The organism is Vibrio sp. 10N.222.52.C3 (assembly GCF_041474195.1).
In the GTDB taxonomy this organism is placed as follows: Bacteria; Pseudomonadota; Gammaproteobacteria; order Enterobacterales; family Vibrionaceae; genus Vibrio; species Vibrio crassostreae_C.
This window is the reverse complement of sequence record NZ_JBFRTQ010000038.1, coordinates 94,077-110,648: the sequence shown is the minus strand read 5'-3', so window position 1 is coordinate 110,648 and position 16,572 is coordinate 94,077. Positions and strand designations below refer to the sequence as shown.

Annotated in this window: 12 protein-coding genes and 2 pseudogenes; 4 read left to right on the top strand and 10 right to left on the bottom strand. The window is 44.0% G+C overall.

What is annotated here, in order from left to right; all coding sequences use genetic code 11:
* Together AB4517_RS07740 and AB4517_RS07735 are read right to left on the bottom strand one after the other, a co-directional pair.
* Positions 1-91: pseudogene (locus AB4517_RS07740) on the bottom strand (helix-turn-helix domain-containing protein); the annotation flags it as partial.
* 98 nt (positions 92-189) lie between these two features.
* The gene (locus AB4517_RS07735) at positions 190-1,332 is read right to left on the bottom strand and encodes a DUF3541 domain-containing protein (RefSeq protein WP_017060606.1); all 1,143 of its coding nucleotides are present in this window, start codon (positions 1,330-1,332) and stop codon (positions 190-192) included.
* A gap of 283 nt (positions 1,333-1,615) precedes the next feature.
* Between AB4517_RS07735 and AB4517_RS07730 the strand changes: the two genes are divergently transcribed.
* Together AB4517_RS07730 and AB4517_RS07725 are read left to right on the top strand one after the other, a co-directional pair.
* Positions 1,616-2,971: a diguanylate cyclase gene (locus AB4517_RS07730; RefSeq protein ID WP_372148147.1), complete on the top strand. Its 1,356-nt coding sequence runs from the start codon at positions 1,616-1,618 to the stop codon at positions 2,969-2,971.
* 163 nt (positions 2,972-3,134) lie between these two features.
* The gene (locus tag AB4517_RS07725) at positions 3,135-4,775 is read left to right on the top strand and encodes a DEAD/DEAH box helicase (RefSeq protein WP_102428774.1); all 1,641 of its coding nucleotides are present in this window, start codon (positions 3,135-3,137) and stop codon (positions 4,773-4,775) included.
* Between the two features lie 551 nt (positions 4,776-5,326).
* Here the strand turns inward: AB4517_RS07725 and AB4517_RS07720 are convergent.
* The gene (locus AB4517_RS07720; protein WP_082153947.1) at positions 5,327-6,856 is read right to left on the bottom strand and encodes a DUF3612 domain-containing protein; all 1,530 of its coding nucleotides are present in this window, start codon (positions 6,854-6,856) and stop codon (positions 5,327-5,329) included.
* A 169-nt stretch (positions 6,857-7,025) separates the two neighbouring features.
* On the opposite strand from AB4517_RS07720, the gene AB4517_RS07715 reads away from it, so the two are divergent.
* Complete coding sequence (locus AB4517_RS07715; RefSeq protein WP_048608941.1) at positions 7,026-7,622, top strand: malate synthase; 597 nt, start codon at positions 7,026-7,028, stop codon at positions 7,620-7,622.
* 131 nt (positions 7,623-7,753) lie between these two features.
* Here the strand turns inward: AB4517_RS07715 and AB4517_RS07710 are convergent, their stop codons facing one another.
* The 5 genes from AB4517_RS07710 to AB4517_RS07690 all read right to left on the bottom strand — a co-directional run bounded on the left by AB4517_RS07710 (position 7,754) and on the right by AB4517_RS07690 (position 14,058).
* Positions 7,754-8,770 (bottom strand): GGDEF domain-containing protein, encoded by a 1,017-nt coding sequence (locus AB4517_RS07710; protein ID WP_017060611.1) that lies wholly within the window; start codon positions 8,768-8,770, stop codon positions 7,754-7,756.
* A 457-nt stretch (positions 8,771-9,227) separates the two neighbouring features.
* The gene (locus AB4517_RS07705; RefSeq protein WP_004740083.1) at positions 9,228-9,440 is read right to left on the bottom strand and encodes a cold-shock protein; all 213 of its coding nucleotides are present in this window, start codon (positions 9,438-9,440) and stop codon (positions 9,228-9,230) included.
* A 359-nt stretch (positions 9,441-9,799) separates the two neighbouring features.
* The gene (locus AB4517_RS07700; RefSeq protein ID WP_372148146.1) at positions 9,800-11,077 is read right to left on the bottom strand and encodes a cytosine deaminase; all 1,278 of its coding nucleotides are present in this window, start codon (positions 11,075-11,077) and stop codon (positions 9,800-9,802) included.
* Positions 11,078-11,086: 9 nt separating this feature from the next.
* Positions 11,087-12,325 (bottom strand): cytosine permease, encoded by a 1,239-nt coding sequence (codB, locus tag AB4517_RS07695; RefSeq protein WP_032545811.1) that lies wholly within the window; start codon positions 12,323-12,325, stop codon positions 11,087-11,089.
* A 680-nt stretch (positions 12,326-13,005) separates the two neighbouring features.
* Positions 13,006-14,058 (bottom strand): HlyD family secretion protein, encoded by a 1,053-nt coding sequence (locus AB4517_RS07690; RefSeq protein ID WP_372148145.1) that lies wholly within the window; start codon positions 14,056-14,058, stop codon positions 13,006-13,008.
* Here AB4517_RS07690 and AB4517_RS07685 point away from each other — a divergent pair.
* Positions 14,057-14,887 (top strand): annotated as a pseudogene (locus AB4517_RS07685) (helix-turn-helix domain-containing protein); the annotation flags it as partial. The gene AB4517_RS07690 and the pseudogene AB4517_RS07685 overlap by 2 nt on opposite strands.
* 10 nt (positions 14,888-14,897) lie before the next feature.
* Here the strand turns inward: AB4517_RS07685 and AB4517_RS07680 are convergent.
* Both AB4517_RS07680 and AB4517_RS07675 read right to left on the bottom strand, forming a co-directional pair.
* A complete protein-coding gene (locus tag AB4517_RS07680) occupies positions 14,898-15,830 on the bottom strand; it encodes an urea transporter (protein WP_017064860.1) in 933 nt (310 codons plus the stop codon).
* An 82-nt stretch (positions 15,831-15,912) separates the two neighbouring features.
* A complete protein-coding gene (locus tag AB4517_RS07675) occupies positions 15,913-16,572 on the bottom strand; it encodes a pyridoxamine 5'-phosphate oxidase family protein (RefSeq protein WP_372148144.1) in 660 nt (219 codons plus the stop codon).

Below are 16,572 nucleotides of genomic sequence, written 5' to 3'. Positions count from 1 at the left end.
TTGAATATTGTTTTGCTAAATAGAGAGATGACGTGCCATCTAAGTATTGCTTAGCAATGATACATTTTAGCTCACGGCTATATTTGGACATAAAAAGACCCCCAATAATTGGTGTCCAACTATTGGGGGTCAGTTCAGAAAGGTATGAGGCTTTTTGGGTTCTATGATGAACCTAGGCTAGGTATGTTGCTAGTTCTTCGGTGGTTGGTTTTTAATGAGTCCGTAAGGGATGTTAGTAAACACCTTAGGGTTGCCTTCATAAGTCGGCGCTTCATTCACTTGCTGCCAATCGAGTAGCATGATTGCTAATACGTTGCGGTGTTCACCGTACTCAAGGTCAAAATCGCCAGTAATTGAAGGGATCATGCCTTGTTTCTCATCGATTGAAGCTTGAATCGCGAGTCGAGTTTTCTCTAGAACTGGGTCATCTTCTAAACCTGCCAATAAGAAGGTTAATCCAACCTCAGCAATCACATCTTCTTTCGCACGCAGCAGAATCGTATCGATGTTTTCTCTAAAGTAATCGTAGATCCATTGATGGTCTTGTTCGCTTACTTGATGTTGGTAATATTCTGAGTCGCCGAAGATGACGTGTGTCATACCATAGATCTTATTGCCGAATTGCTGGCTTGAGAGTTTTTTGTCTTTATCGTCTGGATACGCTTTTTTGAAGGTATCGACAAACTCATCAACGACATCCTGCTCACCCAGTTGGCGCAACCAGTAAACCTGATTCGCTAATTGAGCGGCCCACGCTTTCACCATGTCTTCATTGGTCACGTATCGTGAGAAGTCATAGCGACGAATGATTTCGCGTAGCTTGGCATCGTTCTTGTGTTCTAAACCGTATTCGTTAGCACGAGCCATAGAGCCTAGAAGGTCAACACCAAGGTAAAGGTATTCAGGCATGTGCTTGGTGATGTTGTAGCGTCGAATACTGCGCTCATCGTTATCACCAATATAAGATGCAACTCGCTTCTCTGAGTAGAGTACGATTTGTTCCATGGTTTGAACGTCATTCGACAGGGTGCTGAGCTTGCTTGCCACTCGAGCCATGTCGCTCCACACCGCCGCTGAATACTTATCGTCTAATGTTTGACGATACATGCGCAGCCCGTAGTGACCTTCTTTGAATGCAGGCAGGGTGTAAAGCTGGCTTTCGTAGGTGGTGCGAATTAGGTCTGCAGATTGCTTGAAAGATTGTTCTTGAGAATTGAGCGAATCTGCTTGGGATTGAACGTTCACTGCGGTTGGCGCTTGAACGTTTTCTTGTGCGTGAACGGCAACCGAGGCTGATAGCAATGTACACAGTGTGATAGTTTTTAACTTCATGTCGTGAGGTACCAAGCTGATTATTAGTCTATGTAAAATAACATTGATGAATCCTTTAATGTAAGCGTTGAGTCAATACAATGTAAGCTTTATAAGGTTCACTAACCCTTTTTGATTAAACCATTCGTTTAGTAAAGAAGTTTGAAGTGATAGATCACCCAATATTTGATAGATAGTCGAAGTTAGTATGGATTTTTAATGACTTAGCGGCATACTGGAGCAATAAGCCAGAAATGAGCCGTTATAAGGCAGTATATAGAACAATAGTGTTAGAGGTTCGTAAATGCCAAGTGGTTCTAGCAAGCAGTGGTCTGCCAGAGTAGTATCTTTTCTTTTTTTCCTTGCGATAGTAAGCGCAATTGAGTTCTTTCATGCCAAGCAATTAACTTTTCTTAAAAACGAATCGTATTCAGAGGCAAAAAAGCAACTATCCATTATTCGTTCTCGGATTGAAGCCGCGATCGTGTCAGATATGTATATCCTCAATAATTTCTCGACCTTAGTGACCATCAACCCCGATGGAGAGGTAAAAAATTGGGATAAGATTGCAGAGAATATCATTCAAGATGGCTTCCATATTCGACTTATCGGACTCGCCAAAGACGACATTCTAAATTTTGTTTACCCGATGGAAGGTAATGAGCAGATTCTCGGTATTAATTATCGTGATCACCCAAATCAATGGGAGTCTGTTGAGATAGCCCGTAATTTTGGCAACACCTTTATTGCTGGTCCTTTTGAGCTGTTTCAAGGTGGGCAAGCCCTCATTACACGTACTCCGATCTTCCGAGATCCGCCTTTTAATCAAGATTATTGGGGTGTCTCCAGTGCTGTTATCGGTTTAGATGAGCTGTTTGAAGATGTTGGAATCGGCAAGATCGAGAACAAGTATGAATTAGCAATTCGTGGTGCAAACAGTTCAGGGAAAGATGGCGCTGTCTTTTATGGCACTCAGGATGTGTTCGATAATGCGTTTGCCACTGAACAGGTGAGTTTTCCATACGGGGGTTGGTACCTTGCTCTCTCCGGTAACGAACATGTATTGATGGATGAGCCTTGGTATCGCATCCAAGCGGTAAGGCTGGTGGGCTACTCCATAATATTAGTGCTGGCGTTTGCTTTCTTTACTATTTATCGCCTTTACCGCATTGCAGATAGCCGCTCTATGCATGATGAGTTAACGATGTTGCCGAATCGTCGATACTTCATGTATAGCCTCAAGCAGGCCTTCAAAACCACTCAAAAACAGAGAGCGAGAACCTTTGCTGTTGTAAATATCGACCTCGATGGGTTTAAAGCAATCAACGACACTTATGGTCACGCGGCAGGCGATCAGGTATTGATTGAGTGTGCTAACCGCATCAGAAGTGAGCTGCGTGTTTCAGATATCGTCGCAAGGATAGGCGGTGATGAGTTCTTGGTCTTGTTGCCACGCATTATCGATGATCAACACGTATCGTCGATCGTGACTAAACTACGAAAGGCGATATGCTCGGCACCAGTTGTGTACGACGCGCACTCTATTTATCTCAGAATCAGTGTGGGTTGGGTTATTCACAATAACAACTACAATGATGTCGATGCGCTCTTAAAAGCCGCTGATGAAAAAATGTACGAACAGAAGCGACAAGTTATCTAGGTTGAATTTTAGCTGCGATTAGAATTTAGTTGCTGAATGGGGGGAAAAGCCTCAGAATACCGCGCTTTGCTCCGTATCAATGTATTTGATGAGCAAAAGCTGAAGCAACGCACTTTTTAACGTGTTGCTCATACTAAATGTTATTCAACTGAGAAAATAATCTATGAGTTTTACCTCCCTTGGCCTTTCTGAACCGATCCTTAAAGCTATTGAAGCACAAGGTTACGATAAGCCATCACCAATACAAGAGAAAGCCGTGCCAGCTGTCCTAACGGGCAAAGATGTTATGGCCGCTGCTCAAACAGGTACAGGTAAAACTGCAGGCTTCACGCTACCTATTCTTGAAATGTTATCGAAAGGTACTCGCGTACGTCAGAACCAAGTTCGTGCGCTCGTGCTAACGCCAACTCGTGAGCTTGCTGCGCAAGTGAATGGCAGCGTAGTGAAGTACGGTATTAACTTACCGCTGACTTCGACGGTAGTGTTTGGTGGTGTGAAGATTAACCCTCAGATGCAAAAACTGCGTAAAGGTAGTGACGTGTTGGTGGCAACACCTGGTCGTCTACTTGACCTATACAACCAAAATGCAGTGCGTTTCGACCAACTAGAAATCCTAGTGTTAGATGAAGCAGACCGTATGCTAGATATGGGTTTCATCCGCGATATCCGTAAGATCTTGGCTTTCTTGCCTAAGAAGCGTCAGAACCTACTGTTCTCAGCGACGTTCTCTGATGATATCCGCAGCTTAGCGAAAGGCTTAGTGAACAATCCTGTTGAAATTTCAGTAAGCCCTGCAAACTCGACGGCAAAAACGGTTGAGCAAAGCATCTACCCAGTAGACAAAAAGAAAAAAAGCGCAATGCTAGCGAAGCTAATCAAAGATAACGATTGGCGACAAGTGTTGGTGTTCAGCAAGACGAAACACGGTGCTAATAAGCTTGCTCGCTTCCTTGAAGAGCAAGACATCACTGCTGCACCTATTCATGGCAACAAGAGCCAAGGTGCACGTACTAAAGCCTTAGAGAACTTCAAAACAGGTAAGGTACGAGTACTTGTTGCAACTGATATCGCTGCTCGTGGTATCGATATCCCACAACTGCCTCAAGTAGTTAACTTCGATCTTCCTCATGTATCAGAAGACTATGTACACCGTATCGGTCGTACTGGCCGTGCTGGTGAAGTAGGTAAAGCGATTTCATTGGTTTGTGCGGATGAAGTGGGTGAGCTGTTCGGTATTGAACGCCTTATTCAACAAGTGCTAGAGCGTCGTGAACTGGAAGGTTTCTCTCCAGTAAACAAGTTACCTGAGTCTCGCTTGGATTCACGTCCAATCAAGCCTAAGAAACAGAAGAAAGCAAAACAGCCACGTGAGCATGCTGATGGTCAACGCTCTGGTGATAACGCTCGCGGGCACAAGCCAGCAGGTAAGAACAAGCGTCATGTAGCTGGCAATGGTTCGGCGCCAAAGCGTAAACCAACATCTGGAAAGAAACCGGCTGAAAACAATTCAGCTGCGACAGGTGAAGATAAGTCAGTAAGAAACAACGGCAGCAACTTTAAGCGCGGTAGTGCGGGCAATAAACCTGCTGCAAATAACGCGGGTGCTCAGAACACTCTAAGCAAACCAAGCGGTGCGGGTAAATCTAACGGTACTGGTAAGCCAAATAACGCGGGTAAACCTGCAGGCAAGCCTAAGAAGTCTGGTTACGGCGGTAGCTACGGCCCAAGCAAGTCGTCAAATAAGCCAACAGGCAACAAACCTTCACCGTCGAGAAGCCGCTCTAAGCCAGCTCCTCAGAAGTAGAGTCTATTAGATAGACCATAGAGGTCCAATAACGAGAATGTCTCACAGGAGAGTTCTCGTTGATTAGTGACTTTTTACTGTCTAACTCAAATAAGCGCGAATATTGGATCTCAATGTTCGCGTTTTTTTTTGGGCGTTGTTTAGGGTGTTGTTTATGTTGAGTAACCTAGGGAGAGGTTTATTGCTGTTTAAAGTGATTGAATCTAAGGGAAATATGGCATTTTGGGGAAGGGTAATGAATCTTTAATGATTTATTAATAACAACATAATCACTAGCGTTTTTGTTTAATTTCGCAATTTGCAATTCCAGTTTGCAAAACAAACAAGGATATACGGCTAATACGTGTCCAGATGCGTAGTAAATACGTGTTTTAAAAGTTGGCACGCATACTGCATTAGTAATGGTGACCCTTCTTAAGCCGAGGGTCACCTAGCCAACTGACGTTGTTAGTGAACCTTTTTTGTTCACACAAAATATATGACCAATCACCCTTATTGTGATTGGTTTTTTTTTGCCTGAATTTTAGGTTCTATTTTTTGTTATTACTTTTTTACTCACCACACTTCGAGTAACAGCTTGGTTGGCGTGGGCATTCTCCACCTCTGGAGCAGATAAGCCTCGCCTCTGTCTCAATCCCACGTTCAATCCAATTTATATTTAGAATCTTGGCTATTGTCGTGAGATCTTTCTTGATGTTACGCGGAATTGCCACAGAGCCACCATTGTTAACGCATGACGCTTTTAGCTGCTCTGCTATGTCTCTTGAATTACCGCCTTGAGCATCAATCGCAGGGTTGAGATCTATACCAGCACACAACACACGATTGTTACCCGCAGGGTCCGTCATATTGATGGATTCACAGCAGTAGATCCTTGGCTCATCACCCACATTCAAAATGGAGATTTGAGCCGAGCTTCCCGCTCGAGGTTCTGATAATCGACGGAACACAGCCCAATGTTGACATGGGTCAGCGACCGTTCTCATATTTCCCCAAGGCAGTGGAATCCCGTTCCCGCGATATACCGCCTTGAGTTTCCCCGGCCCATAAGCATCAAAGTAGTGCCAGTGAGGGTAGGGCGATACTACAGTCATTCGACGCATCGCAACAGAGGGGGAAACCCCTGCTCTTTTGTGAACGTCGATTTCGTAACCAGTGCGGTCAAGTAGCTGCCTAAACGGGACTTTCGGGCACAGAAGTGCGCCAGCAAAGAAGCTGGATTCAAAGTCTCGCCATGCTTGAAGAATGTCTTGGGAGTTGAGCTGTGAAGAGCCTGATATCTGGTTGTCATCCCATGTGTTGTTGTTACCGACCGACAACACACTCTTTAGGCCTTCTTTGCTGTGCAGAATGCAATGGCCGATATAAACCGAAAGGTCGTATTTCAGACGAGTAGGGTATTCTTTAAGAATCTCGTTTAAGAAGATAGTACCGGGAGGCTCAAAGAAGGAGGTCACTAACTGCTTAGCGTTAATTCCGAGCTCATCGACGACGTCTTGCGGCGTGCGCGTCACCCAGCGGATGTTGATGCCTAGGCTTCTAGCGATGTCTATCAGGTCTTCTACGCTGAGGTTAAGACGTTTTAAGCCTACCTCTTCCGCAGCGCGCTCAAGGTCAGGGAAGTGGTTCTGGTTGCTCTCTTGGTGTGCTCGAATCAAGAGGTGCGCAAACTGGCGGCCTGAAATGCCCGTTTGTGACAGCATCTCAGGAATCGCAATTTGCAGGATGTCGTTTGAGAATAGGAAGCTCGGCTCGAGCGCCATGCCACTTATCCCACCACGATTCCCCTTATCAGGAGCAATGGCTTGTTGTTCAGATTCGTCGTCGAGGAACCACGTCGGATTCTTCTGAAAGACCTGTGCAATCACTTCCAGCATATCGATGCTCGGAACCCGTTTTCCACGTTCAATCATTGAAAGGTAAGAAACGGAAGGGGCACATTCTGGGTCGATTCTAATACAACGCGCAGACAGGTCTTCCATCGTTAAATGGTTACGTTTTCTTAGGTTACGTATCTTCGTACCTAGGAAATGTGACTGACGAACTAAACTTTTTGACAAGGCCATATTTGTAAAATTCACATTGTAAAATTTTTGTTGTGAAATTGTATATAAAAAAGCGCTAATCTACAAACTAAGCAATTCACAAAATGACAAATAAATTAAACGTTAGTTTGGAATAATTGCTCTAGGACACATTTTTGCTGTAGAAATCGGTGGTTATCACCGGACTGGTCAAGAGGGAAAGACTATGAATATGCTTACATTCGATAAAACAGAAATCCAAAAACAATCAAAGCCATTTATCGCTGAAGCTGTCTTTGCCGTGGAGACAATCAGTGCCAATCAGCAAACTGAAAAGCAAGTGAAAGCAAAGCAGCTGCTTGATCGACTATTCCCACTAGAGAATGGCTCACATCAAGACGTAACCAGCTACGTAGTCGATTACCGCCATATTATGGCTTACTTTAAAGATGGTCAGCACAGCGGTCTGAAGCACCCTAAGCAGTTTGTAGCGTACATGGGTGAGAAGAACGACCCAGACTCTATCTTGTTTCGAGATGGCAGTGGCAGCCACCTAGAGGTGATGTTTGGTTGCCACAAAGGGACAGGTTGTATTGAGCTAGTAGAAATTGATGATATTCAGTTGGAATCATGCACCACGTTTGGCCAATCACCAATGGAAGCAACAACCACAATGCGTGAAGAGACCATTGCAGCGATGCGCCACTGGATCAGTTTGATTCAAGGTGACGCAAAGGGTAAACCAAAGGCATGCAGTGAAGATAAAGAGTTCAGAGCAAAGAGTGGTGAAGACTACTGCTTGAATTATTGCTTCCAGATCTAACGGTGAATCCTAGTTAGCTAAAGTAATTTATACAACTAAAGAAAAAAAAGCCCCGAAGATAATGAACTTTGGGGCTTTCTAGTCTCAATACGAGCCGACTAATATGTCGATAAGAGCATTGTTGGTGTGTTTTACAAAGGCATGACTCGGTTACGGCCAAGTGATTTCGCTTCATAAAGTAGCTTATCAGCACGTTCAATCAGCGATTGAGCTGATTCGCCGGGTTCAAGTTCAGCGACACCAAACGATGCAGTGATACTGCCGACTTGTTGACCACTGCGGCGATCTTTAATCGACAGCTTTTCTAGAGAGCGACGATTGGTATCAGCGAGTTGACGAGCAATACGCAAAGACTTGTTAGGCACAATCAGCGCGAACTCTTCACCACCAAATCGATAGGCAGAAATACCTTCACGGCAACTTAACTTCAGCTTGCGAGCGATCGCTTTAAGCACCATATCGCCAAACAAGTGGCCATAGGTGTCGTTGAAATTTTTAAAGTGGTCGATATCGAGAAGAATCAGACACAAAGATTGTTGTGCTTCACACAGGGTTTCTATGTCACGGTCGAAAGAGCGACGGTTATAGAGTGTGGTTGTACTATCGAAAAGCGCATCTTTCTGAACTTCTACTAACTGGGTTTTTAGCTTGGTGATCTCTGAGGTTGCAGAGTTTAGCTGAGAGTTTAAAAACTGAGTAGAGTGACGAATATGACGGGATTCAGACACCAGCTGTCGAACTAAGGACATGACTTCATCAATAGATAGGCTTTCATTATCAACACGAGCCAAGTCCTCGAAGCTTTTATCGATCATGTCAGAAAAAGCGGAGGTGTCGGTCAGGGTGTCATTCATTGAATTGGAAACTTCAGAAACTAACAGTTCCAAATTAGCGCGAAGGTCATTGATATTGGTTTCGGATTTGCTGGCAACATAATTGTTGTATAGCTGCTCACCAACGGCAGGAGGACAAATACCGTAGTGTTCTAAAACACCATCCATGTCTTGAGTCAGCTGGGGAATAGCGTTATCGACATAGGTGTACCAAAGTGCGTAATTTGCAGGTGTCGTTGACACCCTGTTCTTCATCATAAGAGGCACCGCTTTTTTTAGATTTGCGGTGGATTTCTGAAATTCGTCTTTGTTCATTATTTTTACTGCAGATACCAAAACAACTAAGCCACTTGCGAACAAGGTTAGCGGATTTCGAAGGTCTTTGCTTTAAAAATTATATGATTAGTGGATGAGGGTTGGATAAATAACTCATTTTTATTATGAATATCGATTGCGTATTCATAAGCGTAATCTAATGGATTGTTCTTTAACCATATTTGGGCTTATCAAACTTTCGGCGTAGCGTGAGTTAGTATCAAAAGATTACTGAGAATTAAGTGTTGTCTAGGGAAGTGCATACAAAAAGTGACGTAAATTGATCGTTGAGCTTTAATTGAGAAAGTCTAGGTTGAGGACGCTTGGCTGGTGATTTGCATTTGTTCAGAGTTTACGGGGGAAAGCCTGTATCGAGAGGGGAAATGTTTATAAGCAGGCATAAAAAAGCGCCGATAAAAATCAGCGCTTTAAAATTCTTTTTAGCTATAAGAGCTAATTATTGAGCAACAACGTTTGCTGCTTGTAGGCCTTTTTGACCATTTTCAACTTCGAAAGAAACCTTTTGGCCTTCTTTCAGAGTTTTGAAGCCTTCAGAAACGATTGCACGGAAGTGTACGAATACGTCAGCGCCGCCGTTGTCTTGAGAAATGAAACCGAAACCTTTCTCTTCGTTAAACCATTTTACAGTGCCAGTATTTGTGTTAGACATAATTTGTCCCTTATTCATAAATTTTCTAAGTTGTTGATTGCATTTAATGCAATGCGCTGATAATTGAATTATTTAATATTGCTAAGAAATAAGGAAAAACTACTTACAAAAACGGGTAACGATTTTACATGTCAATTTTTTACTATTCATCTAACTTAAATAACTCCGGCTAACAGAGCGAGAGCATGTTAACACAGTCTTTTGAGATGTACACGCATTGCTTAAGAAATTTGTGCTTTTTTTTGTCATACCGTGCGAATGTACAAGATTTACACTGATTTAGTGATAGTTTTGTCGCTTCGTCCAACACAACAAAAGGAAGCATCTCAGCTTCCTTTTGATCATTAGTATAGACGATATTAACGCTTAAAGTTGATATCTTCAGTTCGATCTAAATTTATTTTTGTTTTCGCTGGTTGAGTCTCTGCAATCACCTTACCGTGGCGTATTGAGTACTGCACTGGTACTTGGCGGCGTACTGCATCAAAGCCATTGTCAGCAGGAAGAATCAGCAAGCTACCTGGCTTACCTTCTTCGATACCGAAGTTGTCTTGAATGTTCAATGTGCGAGCAGAGTTCTTGCTGATCAAATCAAGTGAGTTGTTGATTTGGTCGTAGCCCATAACCTGTGTTACATGCAGTCCCATGTGCAGAACTTGAAGCATGTTCGCTGTGCCCAGTGGGTACCATGGGTCAAACACATCATCGTGGCCAAAACAAACGTTGATGTCTGCTGCTAGCATCTCTTTAACGCGCGTTACACCGCGGCGTTTCGGGTAATCGTCGAAACGGCCCTGTAAGTGAATGTTCACTAGCGGGTTTGCCACGAAGTTGATACCTGACATCTTCAATAGACGGAACAGGCGAGATGTGTAAGCACTGTTGTACGAACCCATTGCAGTGGTGTGGCTAGCAGTTACTTTCTCGCCCATTTCAAACTTATGAGCAAGGGCTGCTAATGTTTCCACAAAGCGAGACTGTTCGTCGTCGATTTCATCACAGTGAACGTCGATCAGACAGTCGTACTTGCGTGCAAGCTCGAACACATAATGCAAAGATTCAACCCCGTATTCACGAGTGAATTCGAAGTGAGGGATAGCACCGATAACGTCAGCGCCGATCTTCACTGCTTCTTCAAGCAACTCTTTGCCGTTAGGGTATGAAAGAATACCTTCTTGAGGGAATGCAACGATCTGGATGTCGACCCACTCTTTCATCTCTTCACGAACTTCAACCATCGCTCTTAACGCAACGAGTGTTGGGTCAGACACATCAACGTGTGTACGAACGTGTTGAACACCGTTAGCTATCTGCCATTTCAGTGTTTGCTTGGCACGAGACTTTACGTCTTCGATTGATAGCAGTTCTTTGCGCTCAGCCCAACGCTCAATACCTTCAAACAAAGTGCCAGAGATGTTCCAGTTAGGCTCACCAGCAGTTTGAGTAGTATCTAGGTGGATGTGCGGTTCACAGAAAGGAGTAACTGCAATGCCACCTTCAGCATCAAGGATGTCGCCTTGATGATTGATTTGCGCGCCATTATCGAGAATGCGAGAAAATTGACCATTTTCAATCAGAATCTGTTTCAAGCCTTCTTGGTCTTGAAGTTTCGCGTTCTTGATTAATAAGGTTGTCATAGTGTGTCCTTAAGCGGCCTGAGATTTCAGAGCTTTTTTGTTCAATAGAGGATTAAGCACGAGGTAACTGATTGCACCACCTAACACTGCGTTCAAAGGAACAACGCCAGGTAGGAAGTGACCAGCGGCTACGCCTGTTGCTACCGCGATAATGCCAGCCCAGTTAACGGTTTGGAACTCTGCATTTGCAAAATCTTTGTAACGTTTACGGTTCGCGAAGAAGTCGGCGATGATTACGCCACCAATTGGTGGAATCGCCAGCGAAAGGAAGGTTAACCAACCAACGAAGTTGTTGTATAACCAAAGTGCGAAAATCGTACCGATAATGCCGTTAATGATTGACATTGTAGTACTTGAGCGACCAGTGATGTTAGATAAACCCAAACCGGATGCATAAAGTGCATTTTCATTGGTTGTCCAGATATTCAAGCCAAGCACGATGATGGCTGGAAGCAGCAGACCTTGCGCGATCATCACATCTGAAATATCAGCCTGACCGGTTGCTGCTGCTCCTGCTGCGCCGAAGATAAACATCAGCGAGTTACCGATGAAGAACGCAACCATAGTAATTAATACTGCGCTTGCTGGCTTTTTACCAAAGCGAACGAAATCGGCCGTTAACGTACCCGCACTTACGAACGAACCTACAACCATTGCAAGAGCCATTGAAAAGTCCATTGGCGTCTCTGGTTTAATAAGTTGCAATTGCTCTAGTCCACCAACACTGTCTACCGCAGTCAGTACTGAGTAACCACCCAGAATCGCAATCGCAGGCACTGCAATCGCTGAAAGCACCATTAGCGCTTGAATGCCGAAGTACACTGTACCCGTCATCAATAAGCCAGATACGATAATCAAGGTGTTGGTATCAATGCCCGTTGCTTTTTGTACTGGAATAGCAAACATCGCAACACCCACACCAAACCAACCGACTTGTGTACCACCAAGTAAAGCAGAAGGAAGCCATGAGCCTTTAGTACCGAAAGAGAAACGAGCAAGGAGGTGGGTAGAGAGGCCAGTAGATGAGCCGATGTAGCCAAGAAAAGAAGTGTAAATACCGAGGATTAGGTTACCGATGAGAACGGCGAGGAAGAAATCGTTGAATGAAAGACCTGTCCCGAGTGAACCACCTGTCCACATACTTGCAGAGAAGAAAGTGAGTCCAAGCATTACCATGGTGAGTGAAGCGACTCCTTTCCTAGCCGATGTAGGAACCGGCCCTAGACTGTAGTTATTATCAGCAGCCATTTTTTACCTCCGCAAATGATCAAAATTAAAATTAACGGTCGCCGTATTGCAGGCAAACTTGCGCATTATGGTGATATAAATCACATAGTCAATGCTAATTTTGTCAATAATTGCCCATAAAAACCAGTTATTGCAGTAATTATCTTGTAAAACATAGTGTTATTTTCTGTCTTTATTTAAAAAAAACAAATAGAAAACGTTTTCTATAATGCGTTGGTTATCTGCTGTTCTTGGTTGGCTATGAATGCTTATTATTATACGTCTGAATGGGTGTCTGTATCGAAAAAGAGGGCGGTTGGCCAAACTGCAGGCAAAAAAATAGCCAATCGCAATAATCGCAATTGGCCTATATATTTTGTGAACAAGAATAGGTTCACTAACAACGTCAGTTGGCTAGGTGACCCTCGGCTTAAGAAGGGTCAATATATACATTGCAGTTAGTGTGCCAACTTTTAAAACCACGTAAAACGGCAGTTTTATAGCAATCTGGTGCGTATTTGAGCGTTTAATTTGCGTTTTTGAAATGCCAAATTGCAAAATGCAATTGCGATTTGCAACTTTAGAGTGTTTATTCGTTTTTCGGGTTTGTGTTCTTTCTGGCGACGAATGGTGAAATAAACAAAAAGCCCGTGCGATCTAAGAGCGCACGGGCTTGGGTATTGTTTCACCAATAGGAAGTATTAGATGGAGTAGAAGAAGTACAGTTGAGACTTCATTCTAATGATGATCCCGCGTATTACGTCTAGGAACGCCATAAAGCTGATAGGCTTCTCACCGCTTACCCACGCTAATCCGACAGAGCCAACAGGAATATCGTAACCCTCTGCCTCATCAATTTTTAAACGAACAAAGTGGTGCTTGTTCTGAAGGTTTTTGCCTGTGGTAACACGAACCTGCTCATCGATACCCAGCAAACTTGCTTGCGCTTCACCAGTGGCCTCTACAATGCCTTCTACGGTTGCAGAGAACACTTTTCCTGGGTATACCGCTGTCGCAAATTCCGCAGGTTGACCGACCTTAATATTACGAATCGCTTGGTGGTTAACTCGCATCAGCACGTACTTCTCTTCGGTATACATCTGGATACGAGGCATCATTGAAACACGCTGACCTTCACGAAGAATAAAGTTCGTTACAAAGCCGTCAGTCGGTGCCGTGACTTTGGTGCTGTTCAAGTCCCATTGTGCTTGTGCCAGTGTTGCCTTTGCTGAATCGACCTCAGTTTGCTTCTTGCTCACATTGGTTTCAGCTTTGTGGATGTTCAACTTCGCATTCTCGGCATCGACTTCTTTCTTGCTAAGTTGAGATTCCAATGTCGTAACGTTATACGTCGCTAAGTCTACCTTTGCTGTTTGTTGGTCGATGTCAGTTTCAGTGATCGTATGTTCTACCACTTTGTTTTGCTTCTGGTAACGATCAAGCGTCTTTGACTGCAGTACTAAGTCTGTTTTAGCCGAATCTATTTGTGCGACTGAAGCTTTGATGTCTTCAAGCGCCGATTGATAGCTGACTTTTGCAATGCTCACTTCTTGACGAGCTGTGTCTAAAGCGACCTCTGCAGATTCAAGTTGAACGCTGGCTTTGTCTCTTGCGATGACATATTTAGTGTCATCAATTTCGTAAATTAGCTGTCCTTCAGTCACATCCTGGTTTGGGTCGATGTGGACTTTGGAAGTTTTTCCCGACACATTAGTTGAATCGGGACGCAGCTGAATATGTGGAGACTGAGCCACTGAGCCTCCCGATATTATCTTGAAGCTGGCTGATAGAGTGGATATTGAAAGGCTAGGTCCTCTCTCTAACTGGTTTTTCTCGGGGCACGATCTGGCGTCGTCTATACGCCGAGTTAACATCGGGTTGCACTGTTTGCAGTCCGGGGCTTTTCTATATGGCGCTCAAGTCGGTAATTTCATCAAATGGTGCTACGACAATCCTGCTTATACTGAGGTGGGTAAAGTTCATGACTCAATTCGAGTTGCCATCTTTATGATGAAGATATTAAGGCGTTACTTGGGAGACGACTTTACTCCCGCAGCCGTCTCTATCGCAGGTTATCGCGAGAACACTCAACTCTATCAAGAGTATTTTGGGTGCAATATTCAGTGGGGCCAGCCACGAACTGAAATCTGGATACCAAGCCAGTCGAGGTTATCGAGCAATCAAGCCCCTTCTAGCGGCAAGATGAGCTTGGCAATGAACTTTCATGACTTAGATAATTACCTCAACATGCCTGATGCCGCGGATGAGCATAAGGTGACCTATGAGATGATCAATTACAGTCGCCATTTCGGCCTGCCAACACTGCATAAAGTGTCGAGTTTGCTTGGGTTATCTGAACAGCAATTTCAACGTCGATTGCATAACTTAGGCATCAACTTTTCTACCATTATGGGCTATGCGTTAAGTAATGTGGCGGTGGAGTTGTTGATGTATTCAGTGCCAATAGATAAAGTCGCGACGAGGCTCGGCTATACCAATGTCGCGAGCTTTAATCGGATGTTTAAGAAACATCGAGGTTTGACACCCAAGCAATATGTTGAGCGCCTAAAAACTGGCCTGTAACTATTCAGAGCTAACTTATGGTTCGTTTATGGATCAGGCTGGACAAGTAAACCATCCCCCAAGTACTCAAAATGAAAGGGGCGGTGAGTGGTAACAGTGACAGTTCATGAAAACCAAGTGTGATGAGACAGCTTAACAGCATGCCTAATAGGATTAACGGCCAACGGATTCGCGGATAGGGCACAAGTGCTAAAGTGGCAAGAATGGCGTTGTACCCGTAAAGACCTTGGGCTACCAGTTCGTTAGAAGCGCCAATCAACCCGCTAAATACGGTGCTAATTATTACTGCGAGCATAACCCAAATGGCATGCTTGATATTGTTGAGTGCGATGGCGACTAAGATAACGAGCCCCGACAACGCATTTTCGATGAAGCTGACTTGGCTTATCCCTTTTAACAACGGGATCACCACTGTCGGCAGGTTGAACCACGAGTTAGCCTCAATACTGATGAGTGGCATCAGTGCGGAATCAGGTGCAGAAAACGCTGACAGCTCAAAGGTTGATTGGATAATATAAATCAGCCAAGTGGTGAGGATAAAGGCGCTAGTGTAACCGCGATATTTCTCAAAACTGAATACGATGTGGGCAATCGGCACCGTGAGTAATGCACCTAACGCAGTCACTAAAGCCAATAATGGTGTCACACCAAAAAAGTTACCGATAAATAAACCAATCAAAGCGCCATTTAGCGCGTACATTCCACTATCAATGTCGTCAACTGACTTGTTGGTGTTGGTGTTGGTGTTGGTGTACATATAGCCATAGAAAGCTAATGCATAGCTGCAACTGGCGCCAAGTAAGGTAAGAAAAGCCAGCGCCAGTGACTCAATAGAAATGGCAAGCAACAGCAAAGTCGACGTCATGATAGACGGTGTGAAATAGACTTGCCCAATGCCATTGAGCAAGCCTTGAAACGGCAGAATATCCTTGTTCGTTTTCATCGTCTGATTACATTATTGAGTCATGTTAAATTTTTGTAATTCAGATTGTATACAATTTTATCAAGTTCACCATCTTCGAGTGTTAATTCTGATACCATCGTTCACCATAAGCTTGTTGGTAATCTGGTGTTTCAATGATGCCTTCTTGTTCTGGAACGGTTTCTAACGGCCCAACAACAGTTCTATAGGGTAATACGCCAGCCCAAACTGGAATGTCCATATCGGCTTTATCATCATTCACTCCATGTTTACCAATCTTCACGGAAGCTTCTGTTAAAGGTATCGCCAACAACTCGGTCGCAGTGAGTTCTTTTTCATTACTGAGCCTCACTTCATCGGTTCTGCCCGGTGCGATTTGCTCAATAAAGATATTCAACAAGCGATCCTTTTCTTGATTGTCATCGATGACTGAAAATGACCCCAATACCACAGCAGAACGATAATGCGCACTATGATGAAATGCCGAACGAGCCAGCACCCAACCATCGAACAAGGTGAACGTTAAACAGGTTGGTTCTCCCTTTTTTAGTCCTTTTAGTAGGCGACTGTTTTTAGCTCCATGAATGTAGACTATATCACCCACTCGCCACGCGGGCATCGGGATGACCATTGGTCCTTGTTCGCCCTGCAATGCAATGTGTGCGATTAAGCTCTCATCAATAATTTGGTGCAGTTTCTCTTGTTCAAATACGGCTTTGTGAGCCCCTTTTTTAATCGTGGTTCTTTTCGTGTTAGATAACAT